Annotated in this window: 18 protein-coding genes and 2 pseudogenes; 12 read left to right on the top strand and 8 right to left on the bottom strand. The window is 56.0% G+C overall.

The genetic code is table 11. The annotated features are described in order from the left end of the window. The first annotated feature begins 4 nt into the window (after positions 1 to 4). The 7 genes from ACA048_RS12775 to ACA048_RS12745 all read left to right on the top strand — a co-directional run bounded on the left by ACA048_RS12775 (position 5) and on the right by ACA048_RS12745 (position 7,777). Positions 5 to 913 (top strand): alpha/beta fold hydrolase, encoded by a 909-nt coding sequence (locus ACA048_RS12775; RefSeq protein ID WP_497629430.1) that lies wholly within the window; start codon positions 5 to 7, stop codon positions 911 to 913. 106 nt (positions 914 to 1,019) lie between these two features. Next, entirely contained in the window at positions 1,020 to 1,940 is a 921-nt protein-coding gene (locus ACA048_RS12770) for a ketopantoate reductase family protein (protein WP_497629429.1), read from the top strand. A 615-nt stretch (positions 1,941 to 2,555) separates the two neighbouring features. Beyond that, positions 2,556 to 3,407 (top strand): sugar phosphate isomerase/epimerase family protein, encoded by an 852-nt coding sequence (locus ACA048_RS12765; RefSeq protein ID WP_497629428.1) that lies wholly within the window; start codon positions 2,556 to 2,558, stop codon positions 3,405 to 3,407. Between the two features lie 14 nt (positions 3,408 to 3,421). Then, complete coding sequence (locus ACA048_RS12760) at positions 3,422 to 4,492, top strand: isopenicillin N synthase family dioxygenase (protein WP_497629427.1); 1,071 nt, start codon at positions 3,422 to 3,424, stop codon at positions 4,490 to 4,492. Between the two features lie 46 nt (positions 4,493 to 4,538). Further along, the gene (locus ACA048_RS12755; RefSeq protein ID WP_497629426.1) at positions 4,539 to 5,330 is read left to right on the top strand and encodes an ABC transporter substrate-binding protein; all 792 of its coding nucleotides are present in this window, start codon (positions 4,539 to 4,541) and stop codon (positions 5,328 to 5,330) included. Between the two features lie 64 nt (positions 5,331 to 5,394). Beyond that, positions 5,395 to 6,942: an amino acid ABC transporter permease/ATP-binding protein gene (locus ACA048_RS12750; protein WP_497629425.1), complete on the top strand. Its 1,548-nt coding sequence runs from the start codon at positions 5,395 to 5,397 to the stop codon at positions 6,940 to 6,942. 46 nt (positions 6,943 to 6,988) lie between these two features. Continuing rightward, positions 6,989 to 7,777 carry an SDR family oxidoreductase gene (locus ACA048_RS12745; protein ID WP_497629424.1) on the top strand — a complete coding sequence of 263 codons (789 nt, stop codon included), beginning with the start codon at positions 6,989 to 6,991 and terminating at the stop codon, positions 7,775 to 7,777. A gap of 73 nt (positions 7,778 to 7,850) precedes the next feature. Here the strand turns inward: ACA048_RS12745 and ACA048_RS12740 are convergent, their stop codons facing one another. Continuing rightward, positions 7,851 to 8,261 (bottom strand): VOC family protein, encoded by a 411-nt coding sequence (locus ACA048_RS12740; protein ID WP_497629423.1) that lies wholly within the window; start codon positions 8,259 to 8,261, stop codon positions 7,851 to 7,853. Positions 8,262 to 8,379: 118 nt separating this feature from the next. Here ACA048_RS12740 and ACA048_RS12735 point away from each other — a divergent pair, with 118 nt between their 5' ends. The 3 genes from ACA048_RS12735 to ACA048_RS12725 are packed head-to-tail and all read left to right on the top strand — an operon-like array spanning position 8,380 to position 10,920. After that, entirely contained in the window at positions 8,380 to 9,462 is a 1,083-nt protein-coding gene (locus ACA048_RS12735; protein WP_497629422.1) for a bifunctional transcriptional activator/DNA repair enzyme AdaA, read from the top strand. Between the two features lie 31 nt (positions 9,463 to 9,493). Then, the gene (locus ACA048_RS12730) at positions 9,494 to 10,297 is read left to right on the top strand and encodes an isocitrate lyase/PEP mutase family protein (RefSeq protein WP_497629421.1); all 804 of its coding nucleotides are present in this window, start codon (positions 9,494 to 9,496) and stop codon (positions 10,295 to 10,297) included. A gap of 5 nt (positions 10,298 to 10,302) precedes the next feature. Next, positions 10,303 to 10,920 (top strand): DNA-3-methyladenine glycosylase family protein, encoded by a 618-nt coding sequence (locus ACA048_RS12725; protein WP_497629420.1) that lies wholly within the window; start codon positions 10,303 to 10,305, stop codon positions 10,918 to 10,920. 131 nt (positions 10,921 to 11,051) lie between these two features. Here ACA048_RS12725 and ACA048_RS12720 read toward each other — a convergent pair. Both ACA048_RS12720 and aguA read right to left on the bottom strand, forming a co-directional pair. After that, positions 11,052 to 12,149: pseudogene (locus ACA048_RS12720) on the bottom strand (extracellular solute-binding protein). A 2-nt stretch (positions 12,150 to 12,151) separates the two neighbouring features. Then, a pseudogene (gene aguA, locus ACA048_RS12715) lies at positions 12,152 to 13,277 on the bottom strand (agmatine deiminase). A 27-nt stretch (positions 13,278 to 13,304) separates the two neighbouring features. Here aguA and ACA048_RS12710 point away from each other — a divergent pair. Both ACA048_RS12710 and ACA048_RS12705 read left to right on the top strand, forming a co-directional pair. Further along, positions 13,305 to 13,616 (top strand): hypothetical protein, encoded by a 312-nt coding sequence (locus ACA048_RS12710; RefSeq protein WP_497629419.1) that lies wholly within the window; start codon positions 13,305 to 13,307, stop codon positions 13,614 to 13,616. Between the two features lie 171 nt (positions 13,617 to 13,787). Beyond that, positions 13,788 to 15,212 carry an undecaprenyl-phosphate glucose phosphotransferase gene (locus ACA048_RS12705; RefSeq protein ID WP_497629418.1) on the top strand — a complete coding sequence of 475 codons (1,425 nt, stop codon included), beginning with the start codon at positions 13,788 to 13,790 and terminating at the stop codon, positions 15,210 to 15,212. A 94-nt stretch (positions 15,213 to 15,306) separates the two neighbouring features. Here the strand turns inward: ACA048_RS12705 and ACA048_RS12700 are convergent, their stop codons facing one another. The 5 genes from ACA048_RS12700 to ACA048_RS12680 form a co-directional block, all read right to left on the bottom strand. Then, positions 15,307 to 16,437, bottom strand: coding sequence for a glycosyltransferase 61 family protein (locus tag ACA048_RS12700; protein ID WP_497629417.1), 1,131 nt, complete (start codon positions 16,435 to 16,437; stop codon positions 15,307 to 15,309). A gap of 86 nt (positions 16,438 to 16,523) precedes the next feature. Further along, positions 16,524 to 17,666 carry a GNAT family N-acetyltransferase gene (locus ACA048_RS12695; RefSeq protein WP_497629857.1) on the bottom strand — a complete coding sequence of 381 codons (1,143 nt, stop codon included), beginning with the start codon at positions 17,664 to 17,666 and terminating at the stop codon, positions 16,524 to 16,526. Positions 17,667 to 17,794: 128 nt separating this feature from the next. Next, entirely contained in the window at positions 17,795 to 18,544 is a 750-nt protein-coding gene (locus ACA048_RS12690; RefSeq protein WP_497629416.1) for a WecB/TagA/CpsF family glycosyltransferase, read from the bottom strand. Further along, a complete protein-coding gene (locus tag ACA048_RS12685; protein WP_497629415.1) occupies positions 18,544 to 19,731 on the bottom strand; it encodes a glycosyltransferase family 2 protein in 1,188 nt (395 codons plus the stop codon). The genes ACA048_RS12690 and ACA048_RS12685 overlap by 1 nt, the downstream gene beginning before the upstream one ends. Further along, a complete protein-coding gene (locus tag ACA048_RS12680) occupies positions 19,728 to 20,930 on the bottom strand; it encodes a glycosyltransferase (protein WP_497629414.1) in 1,203 nt (400 codons plus the stop codon). The genes ACA048_RS12685 and ACA048_RS12680 overlap by 4 nt, the downstream gene beginning before the upstream one ends. Between the last annotated feature and the right edge of the window lie 22 nt (positions 20,931 to 20,952).

The raw sequence follows: 20,952 nt of genomic DNA, 5'->3' as shown, positions 1-20,952 counted from the left end.
AAACATGCACCTTTTCCAGCGGCTGGCCCTCGGGGCTACATTCTTTGCAATATCAGTCAGCGGCGCCATCGCGGCGCCGGCTGCCACGCATAACAGCGCACCCAATCAATTTGTCGAAGCTGACGGAGTGCGTTTTGCCTATCGCCAGTTCGGGGCGCAGACTGGCGTTCCGGTCATCTTGCTCCAGCACTTTCGCGGCAACATGGATTACTGGGATCCGGCGCTCACCGATGGTCTGGCAAAACAACGACCGGTCTATTTGTTCGACAATGCCGGCGTAGGCCTTAGCGGTGGCGAAACACCCGATTCGTTTGAAGCCATGGCCGATAACGTCGCCGAATTTGCCCGCGCCCGTGGGTTGACGCAGGTAGACGTGCTGGGCTTTTCAATCGGCGGCATGGTGGCTCAGGAAGTTGCATTGCGCCATCCGCAACTGGTGCGTCGGCTAATCCTGGCGGGAACGTCGCCGCGCGGCGGAGTTGCGGGGAATGACCCAAGGGTTCCGACGATTGCTCTGCGCGAAACAATTGCCACGCAGGAAGAGACGGCGTACCTGTTCTTCGATCCAGCACCGTCCAGCCAGCAGGCGGCTCGGGATTTCTGGGAGAGGCGCCACCAGCGCAATGAGGGCCTCGATAAACTCAACTCAATGAAAGTCATCGCGGCCCAAGGCGCAGCGCTTGGCAAGTGGAACGTGCCCGGTGACGGCACTTTTTCGCAACTGAGTAAAATTACCCAGCCCACCCTGGTGGTCAACGGTAGCAAGGATGTGATGGTGCCGACCCAAAACTCCTACACGCTGCAACAGCATATTCCGAACGCCAAGTTACTTATTTATCCAAACTCGGGGCATGGCGCATTGTTCCAATATGCCGACGATTTTGTGATGCAAGCGAATGCTTTCCTGGACTAGGCCGGACCCATGGCGCTCAAGCCCTAGCGGCGTTGCGCATACAGGCGCGGAACTGAAGCCATGCTGATTCACACGTTACCCCCCTGCCGTACCGAGGATTCAACCCATGAGAATTTTGATCGTAGGAGCCGGATCAACCGGTGGATTTTTCGGTGCAAAGCTGGCCAAGGCAGGTCGTGATGTCACCTTCCTTGTGCGACCGCAACGACTTAGCCTGCTCGAGCAGCATGGCCTATGCGTCAGAAGCCCCGCCGGTGACATCGACATAAAGCCGCAGCTCATTACGTCGTCGCAAATCAATGGCGCCTTCGACATCGTTCTGCTTGCGGTCAAAGCCTACACGCTTGACTCAGCCCTACAAGACATGGACGCAGCTGTGGGCCCAAACACCGTCATCCTGCCGTTGCTCAATGGGATGCGACACATGGACGTGATCGCGGAAAAATTCGGTGCAGACCGCTTGTTGGGATGCGTATGCAAAGTGGCAACAAGTCTTGATGAGAGTGGCCGCATCATCCAACAGGGCACGTTCAACGACATCGCCTATGGCGAGTTTGACGGCAGTGATTCAGATCGAATCGCGCTCTTGCACGAGTTCATGCGCGATGCCGGATTTGATGCAAAAACGTCGAATACGATCTTGAGCGACATGTGGGAGAAATGGACGTTGCTCGCGGCGATGGGGAGCATTAATTGCCTGATGAGAGGCAGTATCGGGGATGTCGCATCGGTAAAGGGAGGATACGAATTTGCGACGCGTGCGATCGACGAGGTGGTGTCCATTGTCTGTGCCACTGGTCAAAAACTGAGTGAAGCGTTCCTGACGCAAGCCTATCGTCTTCTCACACTGCAAGGCTCCCCACAAACGTCGTCGATGTATAGAGATCTGATGGCAGGCCGCGCAATCGAAGCCGATCAGATCATTGGAGACCTTCTGGAGAGGGCGACTGCGAAAGGCGTCGAAGCGCCCCTATTGGCCTTGGTTTATACGAACTTGCTTGCTTACCAAGCCCAATTACACAACTGAGCAGTTCGGCAAGGACAGCGTTTGAGGGCCCTGCCGCGGGCCATTGCGAATACGCCTCTTTGATCGGAGGCAACTCCCCGAAATTCTGCCTGTGGCCCATGTGTTGCGGCTGATCGCCCACATCACCGCTATCCACCAGGAGAAAGACCATGTCTTCGGTTTCGTTTGCGCACTAGGAAAAAATAGATCCGTCCCTTTTCTTTCTCTTTTCTTTCTCCCTTTTCTTTCGCTGTTTCTTTTCTGACTTACGTTGCGCCTACTCAGAATCCAGTGTGTTGCATCAATCGGTTGAGTCCACAGCCAAAAGCTGACCATCAGCTCGCGCTGGGTGGACAATCCACGTCACTGCGCCGGTGTTGTTTGGATCTATCCAAATGATTCCGTAATACTGGCACCTCTCTTTAACACTCAGCGTAGACGCCTGTCCGCCGCAAAAACTCCACCTCTACCACGGGATAAGTAGGTAGCTATTTGTTTACGAAAGTCTGAAGTATTCATTTGAACTTTCAGATTCTTTCACGCCGCAGCCTATGCCTAACATCGGCACCACAGCGAACCCGCCACGGCATCGCTGGGTGGGACCAGGTTGCGCCCAGAGTTTTTTGAGGATCACCGATGAAACTGGAAATATTCCGCACGCTGTGGGGTTACACCGCCAGCAAGGCCCAAGCGCTCGAGGAGCTGCTGCAGGCGGGCTTTGATGGCATGGAAGCACGCCTGCCTCTGGACGCCCGTGAACGGGCTGAGTTCGGTGCCTTCCTCCAGGCCAATCGCCTGGGCTATATCAGCACGGTCTTCACCGCATACGACGTGCTGCCGGACCAGTCGGCAACACCTGCCGTTCACCTCAATGACCTGGAACAGAAACTCGCCTGGGCCGCCGAACTCGGCCCACGCTTCGTCAACGTGCTGGCGGGCAATGATCGCTGGTCCTTGCCACAACAAGTGGAGTTCTTTGGCCAAGCGCTGGAACTGGCGCGCAAACATGGCCAGGTCTGCAGTTTCGAAACCCACCGCTCGCGGTCGCTGTTCAACCCTTGGGTGACGCTGGAGTTGATCCGGCAGCTGCCCGATCTGTTGTTCACCAGTGACATCAGCCATTGGATAGTCACCTGCGAGCGTCTATTGAACGACCCGGCCGATGACCTGAGCGCCTTCATCGAGCGAGTTCACCATATCCAGGCCCGGGTCGGTTACGACCAAGGCCCGCAGGTTCCGCACCCGGCCGCTCCCGAATATGCAAAAGAACTGGCCTTCCATCAGCAGCACTGGGAAAGCATTTGGCGCTCGCAGCAAGCCCGGGGTTACCAGGTCAGCACCCTGACCCCGGAATTCGGCGCCGACGGCTACCTGCATCATTTGCCCTTCACCAATGTACCCGTTGCCGACCTGTGGTCATTGAACGTGTGGATGGGCCAGACCGAGCGTGAACACTTCAACCGTTTCCACCACTCAAGCAATGCTTAGGGAGCCGATGCGTCATGCCTGACAATAAAAACAACAGCGCCAGCACTGACACACAAAAAGCCAACTTCAACAGCATTCCGGTGGTCAACATCGCCGGTCTGTTCAGCTTTGAACTGGAACACCGCCTGGCCGTGGCCGAACAGTTGGGGCGCGCTGCCAGCGAGGTCGGGTTCCTCTATATCACCGATCACGGTATCGACCCGCAGCTGATCGCCAACCTGCGCAAGGCTGCCAAGGACTATTTCGACCAACCCCTCGACACCAAGATGCGGCACTACATCGGCACTTCGCAAACCCACAAGGGCTTTGTACCCGAAGGCGAAGAGGTCTATTCCAAAGGCAAGCCGGACCACAAGGAGGCCTTCGACGTGGGCTTCGAAGTGCCGGCCGATGACCCGCTGGTGCTGGCCAACACCCCGTTGCTGGGACCCAACGACTGGCCGCAGTTGCCAGGTTTCAAGGCGTCGGTTCAGGCCTACTATGAAGCGATTTTCGACTTGGGTCGGCGCCTGTTCGGTGGCTTTGCCCTGACCCTGGGCCTGGAAGAAAACTATTTCGACAGCCTGGTCACCCGTCCGCCGTCCAAGCTGCGCCTGATCCACTACCCCTTCGACGGTGCCGCCCATGACGCACCGGGTCTTGGCGCCCATACTGATTACGAGTGCTTCACCATCCTCTTGGCCGACAAACCAGGCCTTGAGGTGATGAACAATCTTGGCCAATGGATCGATGCCCCACCGATTGCCGATGCCTTTGTGGTGAACATCGGTGACATGCTGGAAGTGATGACAGCAGGCGCATTCGTTGCCACTGCACACCGGGTTCGCAGCGTGCGCGAGGAGCGTTATTCCTTTCCCCTGTTTTATGCGTGCGACTACCACACCCAGATCAAACCACTGCCCGGGTTCGCCCAGGCAAGTAAGGACTACGAAGAAATCACGATCGGCGAACACATGTATGGCCAAGCGCTGCAGACCTATCAGTATCTGCGCCAGAGGGTAGCCAATGGGGAAGTTCAACTGCCAGGCAAGGCACGCAAGCCCGCCAGTTTCGGACATTTGAAAAATCAGGCTGAACCGTCCTGATTGAAGTTTTCAGCTACATCCTTACCTACGCCGGAGTCAGTAAAAAATGAAAAACAATAAGAACCTGTTGAGCTTGGCTATATTGGCAGCCGGTATGCTTGGTGCCTCGGTGAGCATGGCCGCGACAGACACGCTCAAGGTCGGCATGGAAATCACCTATCCACCCTTCGAGTCATATGACAAGGACAAAAACGTGGTGGGTTCCGACCCCGAGCTGGCCGCAGCACTGGCCAAGCACATGAACGCCAAGGTGGAGTTCGTTGACACCAAGTTTCCGAGCCTGATCCTGGGCCTTAACTCCGGCAAGTACGACGCGGTCATTTCCGGCATGTACATCACGCCGGAGCGCCAGACTCAAGCCCAGACTATCGCCTATGCCAACACGGGTGCCGCGGTCATGGTGCCCAAGGGCAGCGAGATCAATGCGAAAAAACCTGAAGACCTGTGTGGCTTGAAACTGGGTCTGGAGCAAGGCACTACCTGGGTCAAGGAATTCAGGAAATTGTCCGATGAATATTGCGTGCCGAACAACAAAGGCGCCATCACCGTCAGCGAGTACCCCTCGGCGCCTGAAGTAACCCAGGCTCTGCTGTCCAAGAACATTCAGGCCCAGGTTGAAATCGCTGGCGCCGCAAAATTGATCGCGGAAAAGACCAACGGCCGAGTCGTAATCACCACCGATCACCCGATCTATCAGCAAACCTTGGGCATCTTCGTCAAGAAAGGTAACGAAGAAACCTTCCAGGCGGTGCAAAAGGCCTTCGAGGAGACCAAGAAGAGTGGTGAGTATGCCGCTATTCTTAAAAAATACGCCTTGGAAGAACCGACTGCTAACTAAGAACGTGTCCTTGTAGTTTGGTCATCTGCCTCCCCTGCATCGGGGCGGCAGATTGAGGTGCCCTATGCAATTCGATTGGTCGTATTTTTTCTCCCTCTTCTCCCTGCCAGACTTCTGGAATGCCTGCGTCACGGTGGTCCAGCTCAGTGCCCTGGCCTGGTTCATCGGCATGCTGCTGGGTTTTGTCCTGGCCACGGCCAAGCTGTCCCAGTCGCCTTTGCTGCGCATTCCCGCAGCGGTCTACATTTGGTTCTTCCGCAGCATCCCGTTGCTGGTGCTGGTGGTCTTCGTCTACAACTTGCCGCAATTGTTTCCCGGCAGCGGACCGATACTGTCCAACCCCTTCTACTCCGGCTTGCTGGCCCTGGTGGTCACCGAAGCGGCGTACATGGCGGAAATCCACCGTGGTGGCCTGATCTCCGTGGCCAAGGGCCAGAAAGAAGCCGGGCGCGCGCTGGGTGTCGGCCTGTTCGGCATGCAACGCTTGATCGTGATTCCCCAGGCTTTCCGTATCTCGCTGCCCACGTTGATCAATGAATACATCACCGTCGTCAAACTGACCTCGCTGGTCTCGGTGATCTCCCTGACGGAAATTCTCACCGTCGGTCAACGCCTCTATGCCACCAACTTCCTGGTCATGGAAACCTTGGCGGCGGTAGGCGTCTACTACGTGTTGATCGTCACCGTGTTTGGCTACTTCCTGCAGCGTCTGGAGCGCTACCTGGACCTGAACTTCCGCAAGCCGCACACACTCGATGACGCCGCCGTGGCCAAGTTCAAGGCCTGCGCCGAAGCCTTGCCAGACAGTGCGCGTAAAGCAGCGGGCAACAACGCGACGCCCATCCTGCAACTGAAGAACATCCAGAAGAGCTATGGCACGCACAAAGTGCTGCTGGGTATCGACCTGAATGTCGAATACGGCCAGGTGGTCTCGATCATTGGCCCATCCGGTTCCGGCAAGACTTCGCTGATTCGCACGGTCAACGGCCTGGAAAGCATCGATACGGGCGACATTCTGTTGTTCGGCGAAAAATTCATCGAAGCATCGGACAAACCCGATAGCTCTCGTCTGCGCAAAGGCGTGCGGCACATTGGCATGGTGTTCCAGAACTTCAACCTGTTCCCGCACCGCACCATTCTCGACAACGTCACTCTGGCGCCGCGTTACCACGGCCAGCCGGGCGAGCTGAGTGAACATCGTGCTTATGCGCTGCTGGACAAGGTCGGACTGCTGGCCCATGCCCACAAGTACCCACATCAACTCTCCGGCGGGCAGCAACAGCGCGTGGCGATCGCGCGGGCCCTGGCGATGGAGCCGCAGATCATGCTGTTCGACGAGCCGACCTCAGCCCTCGACCCGGAACTGGTCAACGACGTGCTGAATGTGATCCGCGACCTGGCCAAGGAAGGCATGACCATGTTAATCGTGACCCACGAAATGGACTTCGCCATGTCGATCTCCGACCGCGTGATTTTCATGGAGGACGGCAATATTCAACTCGATGCCGCACCTGAAACCATACGATGCGATGCCGAAGGAGAGAGAGTGCGGCGCTTTATGGGAATCGATGCTCCATCGCCAAACCGGTCTACAACGGTGGATCTTGCATGAATAGGCAACCACTTTCTTTGAGCTTCCTTCTTTCAGGGAAACACGCATGAATCTTGGAATCGCAGGACGCTGGGCGCTGGTATGCGCCGCCAGCAAAGGTCTGGGTAAAGCCTGCGCACAGGCACTCGTCCACGAAGGCGTGAACGTGGTGATCACTGCACGGGGCGAACAGACCCTGAATGAAACAGCCCGTCAACTCAGAGCGATCAATCCTGAAGTAACTGTCATCGCCGTAGCTGGAGACATTTCGACGCCTGAGGGCCGGGCGGCAGCGCTCACGGCCCATGAGCATTTCGATATTTTGATCAACAACGCTGGAGGCCCGCCCCCCGGGGATTTCCGCGAATGGAATCGCGACGCCTGGCTCAAGGCGCTGGATACCAACATGCTTACCCCTATCGAGCTGATCAAGGCAACCGTAGACGGCATGGCAACACGTGGATTTGGCCGAATCATTAACATCACGTCGAGTGCCGTGAAGTCCCCAATCGAAAGCCTGGGTCTGTCCAATGGCGCGCGCAGTGGTCTGACGGGGTTTATCGCAGGGCTTGCCCGGCAAGAAAACATTGCCAGTCGTAATGTGACAATCAACAACCTGCAACCGGGCTCCTTCGATACCGATCGACTGCGTGACAACCTGGTCGCGGCCGCCCAAGAGTCGGGGCAAGACAGTGAGGTATTCCTTGACGAATGCCGTCATGAAATTCCTGCCAAACGCTTCGGCTCACCCGAGGAGTTCGGTGCGCTGTGTGCCTTCGTTTGCAGCAGCTATGCGGGCTACCTGACGGGGCAGAACTTGTTGATTGATGGAGGGGCCATTCGCTCCAGCCAATAATGACGGCAGGCACCTCTTTGCACCGGCAGCGATCGGCCTTCAGTCCACAAGGAAGGTCGCTGACTGAGTCAGGTCAAGCGGACGGCCCTTTGAGTTCGACCTGATTGCCATCCGGGTCAAAGCAATAAAGCGACAAGCCATAACCTTCGGCGCCAAAGCGCGTGGCAGCTTTCTCGGGCGCCAGACCAAAGGACTGCAAGTGACTGACAAGTGCCGCTTCGTCGAAAGGTTCGATTCGCAGGCAGACATGGTCGAGGTTACGCCCCTCGTGGCCGGCCGCGACACCACCCTTGCGCCCGAGCTCACCGTCCAGGCTGACCAGGTCAATCATGGAAGTCCCGGCGCGCAGATGCACCAGCCCCAGATTGTCTTGGCGCTTGACCAGTTCAGCGCCGAACACCTGCGCGTAGAACGTGATGCTTCGCCCCAGGTCCTGGACGCGCAGCACAATGTGATCGATGTGTTGAATCGTAAACGGCTGCATGAAATCACTTCCTGTTTGGCTGCCTGATCAGTAACCCGATCACTGTAGTCCAGGGCCACAAAAATTCATTGTCGATTTTCCGGTGGAGACACCGCCCGCAGGGTTTTATGCTCAGCCCATGAACATACAGACCACTTTACTGCCGCCCCACGCCGAAATGGTTCGCGCCATGCTCGAACGCGACACTGCCTACGAGGGGGTGTTCTTCACGGCCGTGAAAACCACCGGGATTTTTTGCCGCCCCGGCTGTACGGCGCGCAAACCGAAACCGCAGAACGTCGAGTTCTTTGCGCACGCCGATGAATGCCTCGCGGCGGGTTATCGCGCGTGTCTGCGCTGCAAGCCGCTGGACGCTGCGGCCATCGCGCCCGACTGGGTACAGACGCTGCTGAAGTCGGTGAACGCTGATCCTGAGCAGCGCTGGACCGACGCCCGGTTGCTGGCCGAGGGCATCGAGCCGTTGAAACTGCGGCGCTGGTTCAAGCAGCATTTGGGCATGACCTTTCACGCCTGGCTACGCACCCGCCGCCTTGGCATAGCGTTGGGCGGGATCAAACAGGGCGATTCCATCGACAACGCGGCATTCGACTCGGGTTATGAATCGCTTAGCGGTTTTCGTGACGCCTTTTTAAAGTCGTTCCACATCACCCCGGGCCGAGCCGCGCAGAGTGAGCCGTTGCTCTTCACTCGGTTGACCACGCCACTGGGGCCGATGATCGCCATGGCCGAACGCCGTGGCCTGGTGCTGCTGGAATTCCTCGACCGTCCGGCATTGACCCGCGAAGTCGAAACGCTGCAGAACCGTTATGGCTATGCGGTCGCGCCGGGACACAACGCGCATCTACAGCAGATCGAGGTGGAACTGGCGCAGTATTTCGCCGGCAAACTCACCGTTTTCACCGTCGCGCTGCACCTGCCTGGCAGTGAATTCGCCCGGCAGGTCTGGGGTGAATTGGCGAAGATCCCGTACGGTAAGACCAGCACTTACGGCAGCATCGCCAGGCTATTGGGCAAGCCCGGTGCCAGTCGCGCGGTGGGCCTGGCCAACGGGCAAAATCGGCTTGCCATCGTGGTGCCCTGCCACCGGGTCATCGGTGCGGATGGCACGCTGACCGGCTATGGTGGAGGACAACCGCGCAAGGCGTATCTGCTCCGGCTGGAAAACGCGGCGATGCAGGTCAACCCACCACTCGCGTTCTGATTTCCTCAACTGTCATCAGGAAGGACATTCGATGGACACACAATTCCACCAACTGCACCAAGAAGGCTTGTTGATCCTCACCAACGTCGCGGATGCCACCGGGGCACGCATCGTCGAACAACTGGGCTGCAAGGCCGTCGCCACCAGCAGCGCGGCGGTGGCCTGGGCTCATGGTTATGCGGACGGCAATGCCCTGCCCCTCGAACGTCTGGTATCCACCGTCGAGTCCATCGCACGCGTGATTTCGCTGCCGTTGACCGTGGACATCGAGGCTGGCTATTCCGATGACCTGACCCGAGTTGCCCAAGTGATTGAGGCCGTGATTGCCGCCGGCGCGGTCGGGATCAATATCGAAGACGGCGCGTCTGCGCCTGAGTTGCTGGTGCGCAAGATCGAGGTGGCGCGCAAGGTTGCTGAACAGCGCAATGTGAAGCTGTTCATCAATGCGCGCACCGATGTTTACCTCAAGGGATTGGTGCCGGCCGAAGACCGCGTGGCCGAAACACTCAAGCGCGCCGCTCTGTATCAAGCGGCGGGTGCCGACGGGCTGTTTGCGGCGGGTGTCTCGGCAGAGTATGAAATCGCCGCGCTGTGCCACGGCACCACGTTGCCGGTGAATGTGCTGGGGCTACCGGGGTTGCCCTCGCTTGAAGCATTGAAAGCACTGGGCGTGCGGCGTTTGAGTGCCGGATCGGGCATCGCCGAGTTTTTGTATGGCGCCATGGCCGGGCTGGCCAAGAGCTTTCTGGAGACCGGAAAACTCGATAGCAGTCACCTCAAGGCTTTTACCTACGGTGAAGTGAATGCCCTGCTGAAACCGAGCGGAAACGCTTGATCGCCATGCCCGATCCCTATCTGCCGGCGACCCGGTTTTTAGCGTCCCTCGACGCAGACTGGGCGCGCCACATCGCGGCTATAGGTCCGTGCCTGCACCAGCCCCATGCGGCTCGCGATCCGTATGAGTCGCTGGTGCGGGCGATTGCCTATCAGCAACTGCACGCCAAAGCCGGAGATGCGATTGTTGGGCGGTTGCTGGCGTTGTTTCCGTCGGTGGCATTCCCACGGCCAGAACAGATACTGGCGACTGAGTTTGATCAGATGCGCAGTTGCGGGTTTTCGGCGGGCAAGATCGCGACCATTCAGGGAATTGCCCAAGCAACGCTGGAGGGCGTGGTGCCGAAATATGCGACGGCGTTGGGGATGGAGAATGAGGCGTTGATCGAGCGCTTGATCACCTTGCGCGGAGTCGGCCGCTGGACGGTTGAGATGTTGCTGATTTACAGCCTCGAACGGCCGGACATCTTGCCGGCCGATGACTTTGGCGTGCGTGAAGGCTATCGCCGGCTGAAGGGGCTGGAGGTCCAGCCGACGCGTAAGCAGATGGTTGAGATCGGGTTGGCGTGGAGCCCGTATAGGACGGTGGCGGCGTGGTATTTGTGGCGGGTGCCCACCCGGTAGACCGAGTCATCGTTCTTCGCGAGCAAGCCCGCTCCCACATTCGACCGCATTCTTCTGGGAGAACTCGGTTAAATGTGGGAGCGGGCTTGCTCGCGACGGGGCCGGCAAATTCACCGTATCCCTCAAGCCAATCACAACCCCGATTTCAACCGGCTAAATGCCCGAACCAACGCCCGGTTAAACACCTTCCCATTGTCATTCTTGCTATACAGCGATGCCCTAACCTGCTCCGACGGATACGTCCCCGGGTCATTGCGAATCGCCGGATCAATCAAGCCATCCGCCGCTGTAATGGCGTTGGCGTAGTGAATGGTGTCAGTGATCGGCGCGATCACTTCAGGCGTCATCAGATAATCCATCAACGCCAGCCCCGCCTCGGGGTGCGGCGCATCCTTGGGAATGACCATGGCGTCAAACCAGATCAAGGTGCCTTCCTTGGGTATCCGGTAGTTCAACGTAAACGGTTTTTTCGCCGCCTCGGCCTGCCCCGCGGCAATCGCCACGTTGCCGTTCCACGACATCGCCACGCAGGTGTTGCCGTTGGCCAGGTCGCTTATGTTCAAGTCATTGTCGAAGTAGCGGATATACGGGCGGATCTTCGCCAATTGCTGCTCGGCCAGCTTCAGGTCATCGAGGTTCTGGCGGTTGATGTCCAGGCCCATGTACTTCATGACCGCCGCAAACACCTCGTTGGGATCGTTGAGCAGGCTGACCCCGCAACCGGCAAATTTCGACACCACGGCGGGGTCGAACAGCATCGCCCAACTGTCCCGGGGCGCGTCGGGCAGTCGCTGTTGTACCGCCTCTTCCTGATAGCCAACACCGGTGGTGCCCCAGGCATAGATGCCGGCGTAACGATTGCCCGGATCGAACACCGCCATGTGCTGGCGGAACTCCTCGCCGACGCCTTGAAAATGCGGCATTTGCTTGCGGTCCAGCGCCTGGATCGCGCCACTCTGGATCGCTCGAGACAAATGCTGCCCCGCCGTCAGTACCAGGTCATAGCCGCTGCGACCCGTCAGCTATTTGGTCTCGACGGTTTCCAGTGAGTCAAAGTGATCGGCGACCACATGGATGCCGGCTTTCTTCTCGAAATCAGTCAGTGTGTCCGGTGCCAGGTACTCGCCCCAGATGTACAGGTTGACCACCGGCTTGGCGGTGTCGGCGGCCTGCACACACAGGGGTGCAAGCACCAGCAATAACGCTTGAGTCAGTTTGTGCAGGCCCATATTCAAACTCCCTTTTTGTTGCCGGCAGGCGCCGCGTATTGCGGCATGGTGATGCAAGCAACGTTACCGCCACCCAGGAGGATCTCCCGGGAGTTTTCAATGCCGACGATTTTGTGCTGCGGGAACAGTTCGGCGAGGGTCGCCATCGCGGCCTGATCGTTGCGATCGCCCAACAGCGGCACCACGATCGAGGTGTTGCCAGCGTAGTAATTGATATACGACGCACAGATTTGCGTCCCGGCCTGACGCGTGAGGGTGCTGTCTTGCTGATCCAGACCTTCGGCTTCTTCGGCGGTCCACTCCAGCACGTCTGGTTGTGGCAGTTTGTGCACGATCAGCTCGCGGCCACGGCTGTCGCGGGTGCTGCGCAGGATGTCGTAGGCCTCCTGATAGATTTCCCACTGCGGGTCATCGCGGTTGTCGGTCCATTGCAGCACCACTTCGCCGGGACGCACGAAACATGCGAGGTCATCGACGTGACCGTCGGTTTCGTCGAATTTGCAGCCCCGAGGTAGCCAGATGACTTGTTCGGCGCCGAGGTAATCGGTCAGGCGTCGCGTGACTTCATCCTTGCCCAAATGCTGGTTTCGATTGCGATTGAGCAAGCATTGCTCGGTGGTGAGGATGCTGCCTTCACCGTCACTCTGGATGCCACCCAGTTCGGCGATCAGCGGCGCACGGTAACGGTCGAAACGTTCGATTTCGAGGACCTTGCCGGCGATCTGATCGTCCTTGTCCCACGGGTAGTACAAACCGCCGTCAAGACCGCCGTAAGCGTTGAATTCGAAGTCGACACCGCGCACTTCGCCGCTGTTGTCATTCACCACGAAGCACGGGCCGCTGTCGTGGAACCAGGTGTTGTTGCAGGTCATTTCCACCACCCGCACTTGCGGCGGCAACTGGCGGCGGGCCGTGGCAAACTGCGCGGCCGAGGCGCAAACAGTGACCGGTTCGCTGTGCGAGATCGCGGTGACAATTTGCACCCAGCCTTTCTGCGCCGGCTTGGCGCCATTGCGCCAGACGTCGGTGCGCTCCGGCCAGCCGAGCCAGCAACCGGACTTGGTTTCAAATTCGCCGGGCAAAACGGAAACCGTCTTGTTTAGGGGTGGAATCGAGCACACGTGCCATGGTCAAACCTCATCAACGGGGATTGGAATGACCACAGGTAAGGTCGCTGGCGCGTTGCTCGCCAACGATGATTATTTCGGAACAGCTGAATTCAACTCATCAATCGATCAGTTGATCGTTGAACCATTCCGGTTTCTACGACAGTTTCCTGGGTCTGCAACTGGCGCTCGTTGCAAACGATGCCTTACAGAGTTCAACCGAAAAAAGCGAATCCTCCGAAAAAGTCCCCACACCATTTCGGCCTTCCCTCCGGTATCTCTTGCCTATCGGGCACCTCATAAAAATCCGCGAGAAAACCTCGACGAATCCGTGAAGGATTTCAATGCGCTGCTAAAGTGAGAGCACGCGCAGCCACATTCTGCCCCGGAGCAACAAATTTGGTGGTGGGTGGCGCACAACAAGCAGAGGCAGCTTGCTGGTGTCGCGTACGCTAACTCTCTAGAGCGAGGGCTGTCTTGAACTGAATCGCGCCATCATCGAGCGCGAGGGGGCAGTAAATGAGGTCTAAATATGATATTTGCGCCTAACGCTAGCCGTTCCGTACTACAGCGTAGAAGCAGTACCAGCATTGTGATTCAGGCCGGTCTCGATGGCCTCGCGGTGACCAGTGTCGCGTGGTATTTGATCAATTATCATATCGGCTATGTATCCCAAGCCTATGTCATCCTGGTCTTGTTGCTGCTTGGGGCATTGGCCGTCGTATACGACCACTATGCTATTTACCGAAGCAATGTCGGGTTCGCCGTTAAATCCTTTAAGCTTCTCAAGGCATGGACCGCCGTTTTTTGTTTTCTTGTTGCCATGGCCTTTCTTACCAAACAAAGCGAACAATACTCCCGTTTATTGGTTGGCGAGTTGTTTGTTATTGGCTACTTCGCTCAGCTACTTTTGCACCTTGGCACACGCGAGATGCAGAAGAAATTCCTGGCCCATCCGACTCAAAGGGACAACGTTCTTATTATTGGCTCAGGGGAATTAGCCAACTACCTTCATCAGAAAATCAGTAACAACCCATGGTTGGGTGAGCGCGTGGTCGGATCCGTATTGATCGGAGCAAGTGAAGATCAAGGGAAGGATGGCTCGGCGAGCGCAAACCACTTACCCATACTGGGAGATATCTCTGACCTGGATGACCTGGTCGTGCAGTACTCCATCCGAAGCGTCTATTTCGTTACGCCGCTGGATAGTTCACAGATTATCAAGGACGTTTACTTAAGGCTGTTTGACAAGCACACCGCCGTTAATTGGGTGCCAGATATTTTTTCGCTGCGCCTGATCAATCACAGCGTGCGTGAAATTGCCGGGATTCCGGTGCTGACCCTGTCTGAAACTCCGCTTATGGGGATGCGGCTTTTTCTGAAAAACCTTGAAGACAAAGTCCTGGCTTTCCTTATATTGCTATTAGCAGCTCCATTGCTGGCGGTCGTCGCCATTGCAATCAAGCTCGATAGCCCGGGACCGGTGTTCTTTCGACAGGAACGTATGGGATGGAGTGGTGATTCATTTCGTATCTGGAAATTTAGAAGCATGGTCGTCCATCAACCGGAAGAAGACATCGTCAAGCAGGCCGAAAAAAATGATCCACGCAAGACCCGGGTTGGCGCTTTTATTCGACGGACAAGCCTGGATGAGCTTCCACAACTATTCAATGTTTTGACGGGGGAAATGTCTTTGGTGGGACCGCGTCCGCACGCCATTGCGCACGATGCTCAATATTCACCGGATATTTCTGACTACTTTGCGCGTCACAATATCAAACCCGGTATCACAGGTTTGGCTCAGGTGCGCGGTTTCCGCGGTGAAACCAGAGATATTGGACAGATGATTCGGCGGGTTGACTCGGACATTGAGTACATCAACAACTGGTCGCTCTGGCTCGACTTCGTCATTCTTGCACGAACGCTCCTTGCCTTCTCGGGCAAACATGCCTATTAGGGTCTAGTAGCATTTCACATGGATGATTAAAGAAAGGAGCAAGGCGTCCGGGTAGCGCTAGCGATTGGCGCTGCCCGCTTTCCGATATGTAAGCCTAAGGTATGCTCACAGGAAATAGATCCAGAGTTCGCTCAACCTCATCCGCGTCAACACTAAAGCCATCGCCCTCTTGCGTACCCACCACAAAACCAAAGTTTTGGTGATCACGATCTGTTAGATACTTGAAAAAACAGAGAAAACGATTAGGGGGCTGCAGTACCAGCAGTGAACCACCCGGATGGAGTACATTGACCCCGTGTATCAGATGACTACCCTCGATCCCTACTACGGTCCTGGCCCCGGCACAGGCCGCGACAATAGTTGCTACATCCGATTTTGCGGGATCGATAATGCGAAACCCTCTACGGTCCCGCAGTCGTTCAGCAAGCTGCATTTCATTGCGCAACAAGCGCAACTCACCCTTATTGCCTCGCAGAATGAACACACCTGGATGAGAGCTTGCATTGACGTGAGACAGCAACTTTTCTCCCATCGCACGAAAACGCAAGTGCTTGTGTCGATTTTGGCTTAGATCATCAAATATCACGAGCTCATGAAAAAAGGCATTACGTAAACGAACCGGCTTCATCCCAAGCCAGTTTTCATAGCCGGGAGCGTGAAGTATGCCGTGCTTGGATGCAGAAACGAGTTTGTCGGAGACGGCCGTGGTCACCGGCACACCTTCGTTGCACGCCAGTGGATAGGTAATACAATCATCCATCAACCATGAACCAAACCACTTATTCCCGCCCGCCGTACAATACAGGGCTCCACGCTCGATCTCATTTTCTACTCGAATCCTTGGTAACCAGCTGGTTCGAGGCGATAACCATGACTTGGCATTACCGTTAAACAGTGTGCCATCAATTAGCCAGACATCCTTTAGCAGATAGCCACGGGTAGGACCATGTTCAACACGACCGATGCCTTCCATGGTACGGCGTGGATGCTCGAATGGATAAAACAGATCCCCGGCCCACCCCGTCACACGTTCGAGTTGATTGGGAAGGAAAAACGCCGGCGGAGCGTTTGACACCTCACCCGGTGCGATCTCCCAGCTCTTCACGGCAACACTTTGCAGTGTTAACGGTGGCTTTCCCGTCAGTCGCGCCTTCAACATGTGATGATACGCAGCAAGACTCCACTTCGACGCACCGCTATTCACCAATGTATAAGTATCCGACATATAACTACCACTCTAGTGTGCTTATACGGAAATAGCGCTCTTATCCAAACACATACGACTGCACCAACTTAACATCAGAAATCCATTCAGGTGGATATAACAGCTTCCATGACGGGTGGTGACTTCAGATGGTTATAACGACTGCGCAAGGTATCCAGGAGCAACTCTTGCGGCTGCCTGGCACAATGGACATATATTTTGGATAATCCACCAAAACCCATTTCACGGTATCGGCTCGCAACGTCCTCATCACTCGGCCCTTCGGGCAACCCTAGATGAAGCGTTAGTTTTTTGCCTTCAACAGCAAACAGAGGGGTTTCCCAAAGAAATTGCGCAGCGTCTTTCCTGGGCAGTCGAATAAACACATAACCGTAGTTACCCAATGTGTCCACATCGCCCCCACGTCTTCTTTTCCACTCAAGAAGTCCATCGTCCGGTCGCGCCAGGCAAGTCCCGATATCATAATAGTCAAAACCATTTTCGATCGCCCATTCAAGCGCCATGAAGGTAGTGATCGAGTTGATTTCACGTAGTTTTTTAGCATCTGAATACACCGTTTCAGGATAGCCAAAACGGATCGTGCTCCAGTAACGCTTTCCTACGCGAGTGATTACGCACCCAAGATGGCAAGCAACAACCTCGTCCTCCAGCAGCACCAGATCGAGTCGCCCGGCATTTTTTGCCACCCTTTGTACTTCATGCGTTTCGATTTGCGAGGCAGCCATGCCATGCCTCGCTTTGGCATAGGGTTTGAGCATCTGCATATCCGCACTTTCAATTTCGTCATCGTTCAATGCTTGCTTCATACGATAACGCGAGCGGTTCTTGCGTAGACTGCGACGAAGTTCGGTATTATATCTCGCGGTGATATCGTCGATGGATCTACTCAGCGGCACAACTGCGCTCAAATACTGAGGTACACACAATGCGCCCGGGATCGGCATTTCACTGACAACTACAGTCTGGCTTGATGAGTCCGATTTTAATTGACTATCACCCCGTGGAGACTCCCCCCCCAAGAGTACCTTCACAAATTCTCGCTGGGCTTTCCTGCCAACATAGAGGACGCTGAAGTGGCTATTTTCCCGAAGTTTGAATCTGACAATTTCCCAGCGCCAAAAACAAGCCCTACTCGCTATGTCTCGCAGCCAGGAAATAGCTTTTCTTAGCTCAAAACGTAAAGAAGGAGATATTAGCTTACGCATCAATGCCGCTATATATTCTTTCATTTGCTCACTAGCACAGGTCGAGGAAAAGTAGTTTTGTTTGCAAGCAACAATAGACGCTCCACATTTTTCAGCCAAGAGAACGCCACGAAAAATCTTGCTAAAGGCTCGAAATACCTTTGAAAAGCAACCTATAAACTCGTTGCACCTCGATCTTTGAAAATCAACGTGCGGAACAGAAACATCGGGTTCCCCAGCACATAGCGAGTGAATAATCGCTTCGGTTCATTCATTAATCTGAACAGCCACTCACACCCGAGGCGACGCATCCATTGCGGAGCCCGATCAACCTTACCGCCGAGAAAATCCAGAATCGCCCCTCCGCACACGATCAGGCAAGGCACACCGCTGACCGCTAGTCTGGCAGCGACCGCTTCCTGTTTGGGCATGCCCATCCCCAATACAACCAACTCAGGTTGCAACTCCTGGACCAGCTTTATATAGACTTCCACCTCAGCAAAACCATGGTGAGCAGAAACAATATTCACCGCATGTATCGCTTCGCAATGCTGTACCGCATTGATGAGAAAGGTATCTTCAGTGCCCCAGAAAGCCACGCGCCGGCCTTTGAAGGCAGCCAGTAATTTGGGGATGAAATCCGTACCGTTCATATTTAGTCCCGGCGTCAAGCCGAGTTTGCGTAATAGAAGCGCCATGCCGGAGCCATCCCGTAATAACACATCAGCAGATGACAGCGAATGATAGTAATCGGCGTTGCCCGCCACCAGGTTCATGGCATGAGCATTGACGAATCCCAGCACTGTCGCCTCCTCCGCACAGCACAAGGCATCAATCAGCCCTTGTTCATCATCAAAATCATTGACGACCCTGAGCTTCTGGAAAATCGTTTGCCAGTTGTGCAGCCAATCCAGAGCGCGCATCAGCTTTCATCTCGCTTGGATCGCACCCATTCGACCTGACGCTTAAATAAAAAGCCCACGTACAGGGGGATTTTTTTTATGGCGTAGAACGGCGCATACATCAAGGCTGAAAAGGAAATAATCTCGCGACCAAATTGGCTCCATGCCAGAAAAACAGTCATACCCAATATCGTCACTCCGGCTGACGCTATCAATGCTGGCGCCAACACTCCAGTCAGTACAAGTACCAACCATGACAGACCAAATGCCGCCGCCAGGGCCAAAGTCAACAACGCCAACGGAGGGACCAGCAAATCCAGCGTCATAGCCAACAGGCTCCCATTGCCCTTGCCAATTGACTCTACAAACAACTTTGGCGTATCACCAAGGATCACGCCCAAGTGGCCATGTTCCCAACGCGTACGCTGGGTTGTTAAACCCTCTTCACTGCGCGGAAAATAACTGGTCACCAGAGCGTCAGGGCAAAACAACGGCGGCTTGCCGCTTCGGCAGAAATCCAGGCCCATCTTCAAATCTTCGACGATATGGCCACTGGCCAATTCGATTAACGGAAGATCCCGCCAGGCGAACGCCATTCCGGTGCCCATTAACTGGCAGGGCAAACCCAGGCGAGCCCAACCTTGCGGCCGCGCCCGATTCTTCACGCACCAGGCAAACTCGGCAAGCTGCACTTGTAAGCCTGAACCTGCTGGGGCACGCATTAAATTAAGGGACTGGACCGGCCGCCCCGAGTCGATGCAACAGATTGCCAAACGCTCAACAAAACCTTCGCTCACCTGACAATCGGCATCGACAATGATGAGGACGTCCGGCGCAGCACTCGCCAAATGACGCACCCCAAAGTCCAACGCATACCCCTTGCCACGTTGATCAACGTCGCTGCGTTCCACCACTTCGGCACCCGCGCTGCGTGCCAGCGCCGCCGTATTGTCAGAACAATTGTCTGCCACCACCAGTAACCGGTCGCCTTCCAGCAATTGTGGTCGAACGGTACGCAGCGTCGCTACGATGACTGAAGATTCATTGTGTGCCGGGACCAACACCGCCACCCGTGGTCGCGCACCTTGCGCCAAAGGCAGTGACCGCACAGGCAGGCAAGCCAGCAGTATCTGGATAAACAGGATCAGCACCGGCAGGACAATGACTGCCAACAGCCCGCAGAACAGCCAATAAAATAAAGTCATCATGCTTGCGCCCTGAACAAGTGAGCCAACTTCGTCGCTTCCGTATCGATATCGTGTCGCTCCAGCACTCTCTGATAAGCCGCCTCTCCCATGCGCTGCAGCACCTCGACGGGTGCCCCAAGGCACTCTGCCAGCGTTGCCGCCAATTCATCCACGTCGCCAGCGGGAAACAACCAACCGTTCTCCCCCTGACGCACCAACTCGGGAATCCCCGCGACATAGGTCGTCAGAACTGGCCGGCGCAAGGCCATGGCTTCCATGATGACCACTGGCAAACCTTCGGCGAAGCTCGGCAACACCAAGGCCCGCGCCGCAAGAATTTCCTCTCGAACCTGCTCGCTGCTGATCCAACCGGTAATTCGCACCTGTGCCTGCAAACCGTGCAGTGCAATCAGCGCTTCGATTTGCCCACGCATTTCCCCATCACCGGCCAGAACTATTTCGAATGTCACGCCTTGTGCGGTCAGAATGCGGGCCGCTTCAAGTAACAGTAGTTGGCCTTTCTGCTCACACAAGCGCCCCACGCAAACCAATCGCGGCGCCGACGGAATAGCGACTGCCGGTACATTGTGAAACGCCTGCTCCAGACCACAATGCACCACCTTTACCCTCGGCCAATGCGCATGATCCACCCAGCGAAACAACTGGCTACGGCCATAGGCGCTGATGGCAGCAACAAAAGCAGCGCGCCGGACTTTTTCGCCCAAATGAATAAACTGTGGTTTGTCGAACTCTTCCGGGCCGTGCACGGTAAAACTGTAGGCAGGCCCACCGAGCGCATTCGCCAGCATTACTACCTCGGTAGAGTTAGTACCGAAATGCGCATGCACATGCCTGGCGTCGAACGCCTGCAACCAGGACAGCAGGCGGCATGCCTCGAACAGATAAACAAAATGGTATGGCCAAGAGCGATCGGCACGCCAGCCCATGCGCAACGCCAGCCATAGCGCTGAAAAAAAACGTCGCGGCTGAGCACGTAACACCTGCAGCACGGGTACTAACAGGCCCTTGATTCCGTCGCGCAGCACATACAATGTTTTATTGCGTTCGGACACATCCTCGGCGTCCACCAACTCGGCATCCCAGCCACGCAGCGCCACACGCTGCACCGCAAAACCCTGGCGCTCCAATGCCAAAATCTCGCGGCGAATGAAGCTATGACTGACCTTCGGGTATTGATTAATGAAATAAGCGATACGCATAGTAACCAGCTTATAGGCTATA

The sequence above is a fragment of the Pseudomonas sp. LBUM1659 genome, assembly GCF_059716045.1.
Note: the sequence above shows the minus strand (reverse complement) of the source record. Positions and strands in the feature narration are given on the sequence as shown.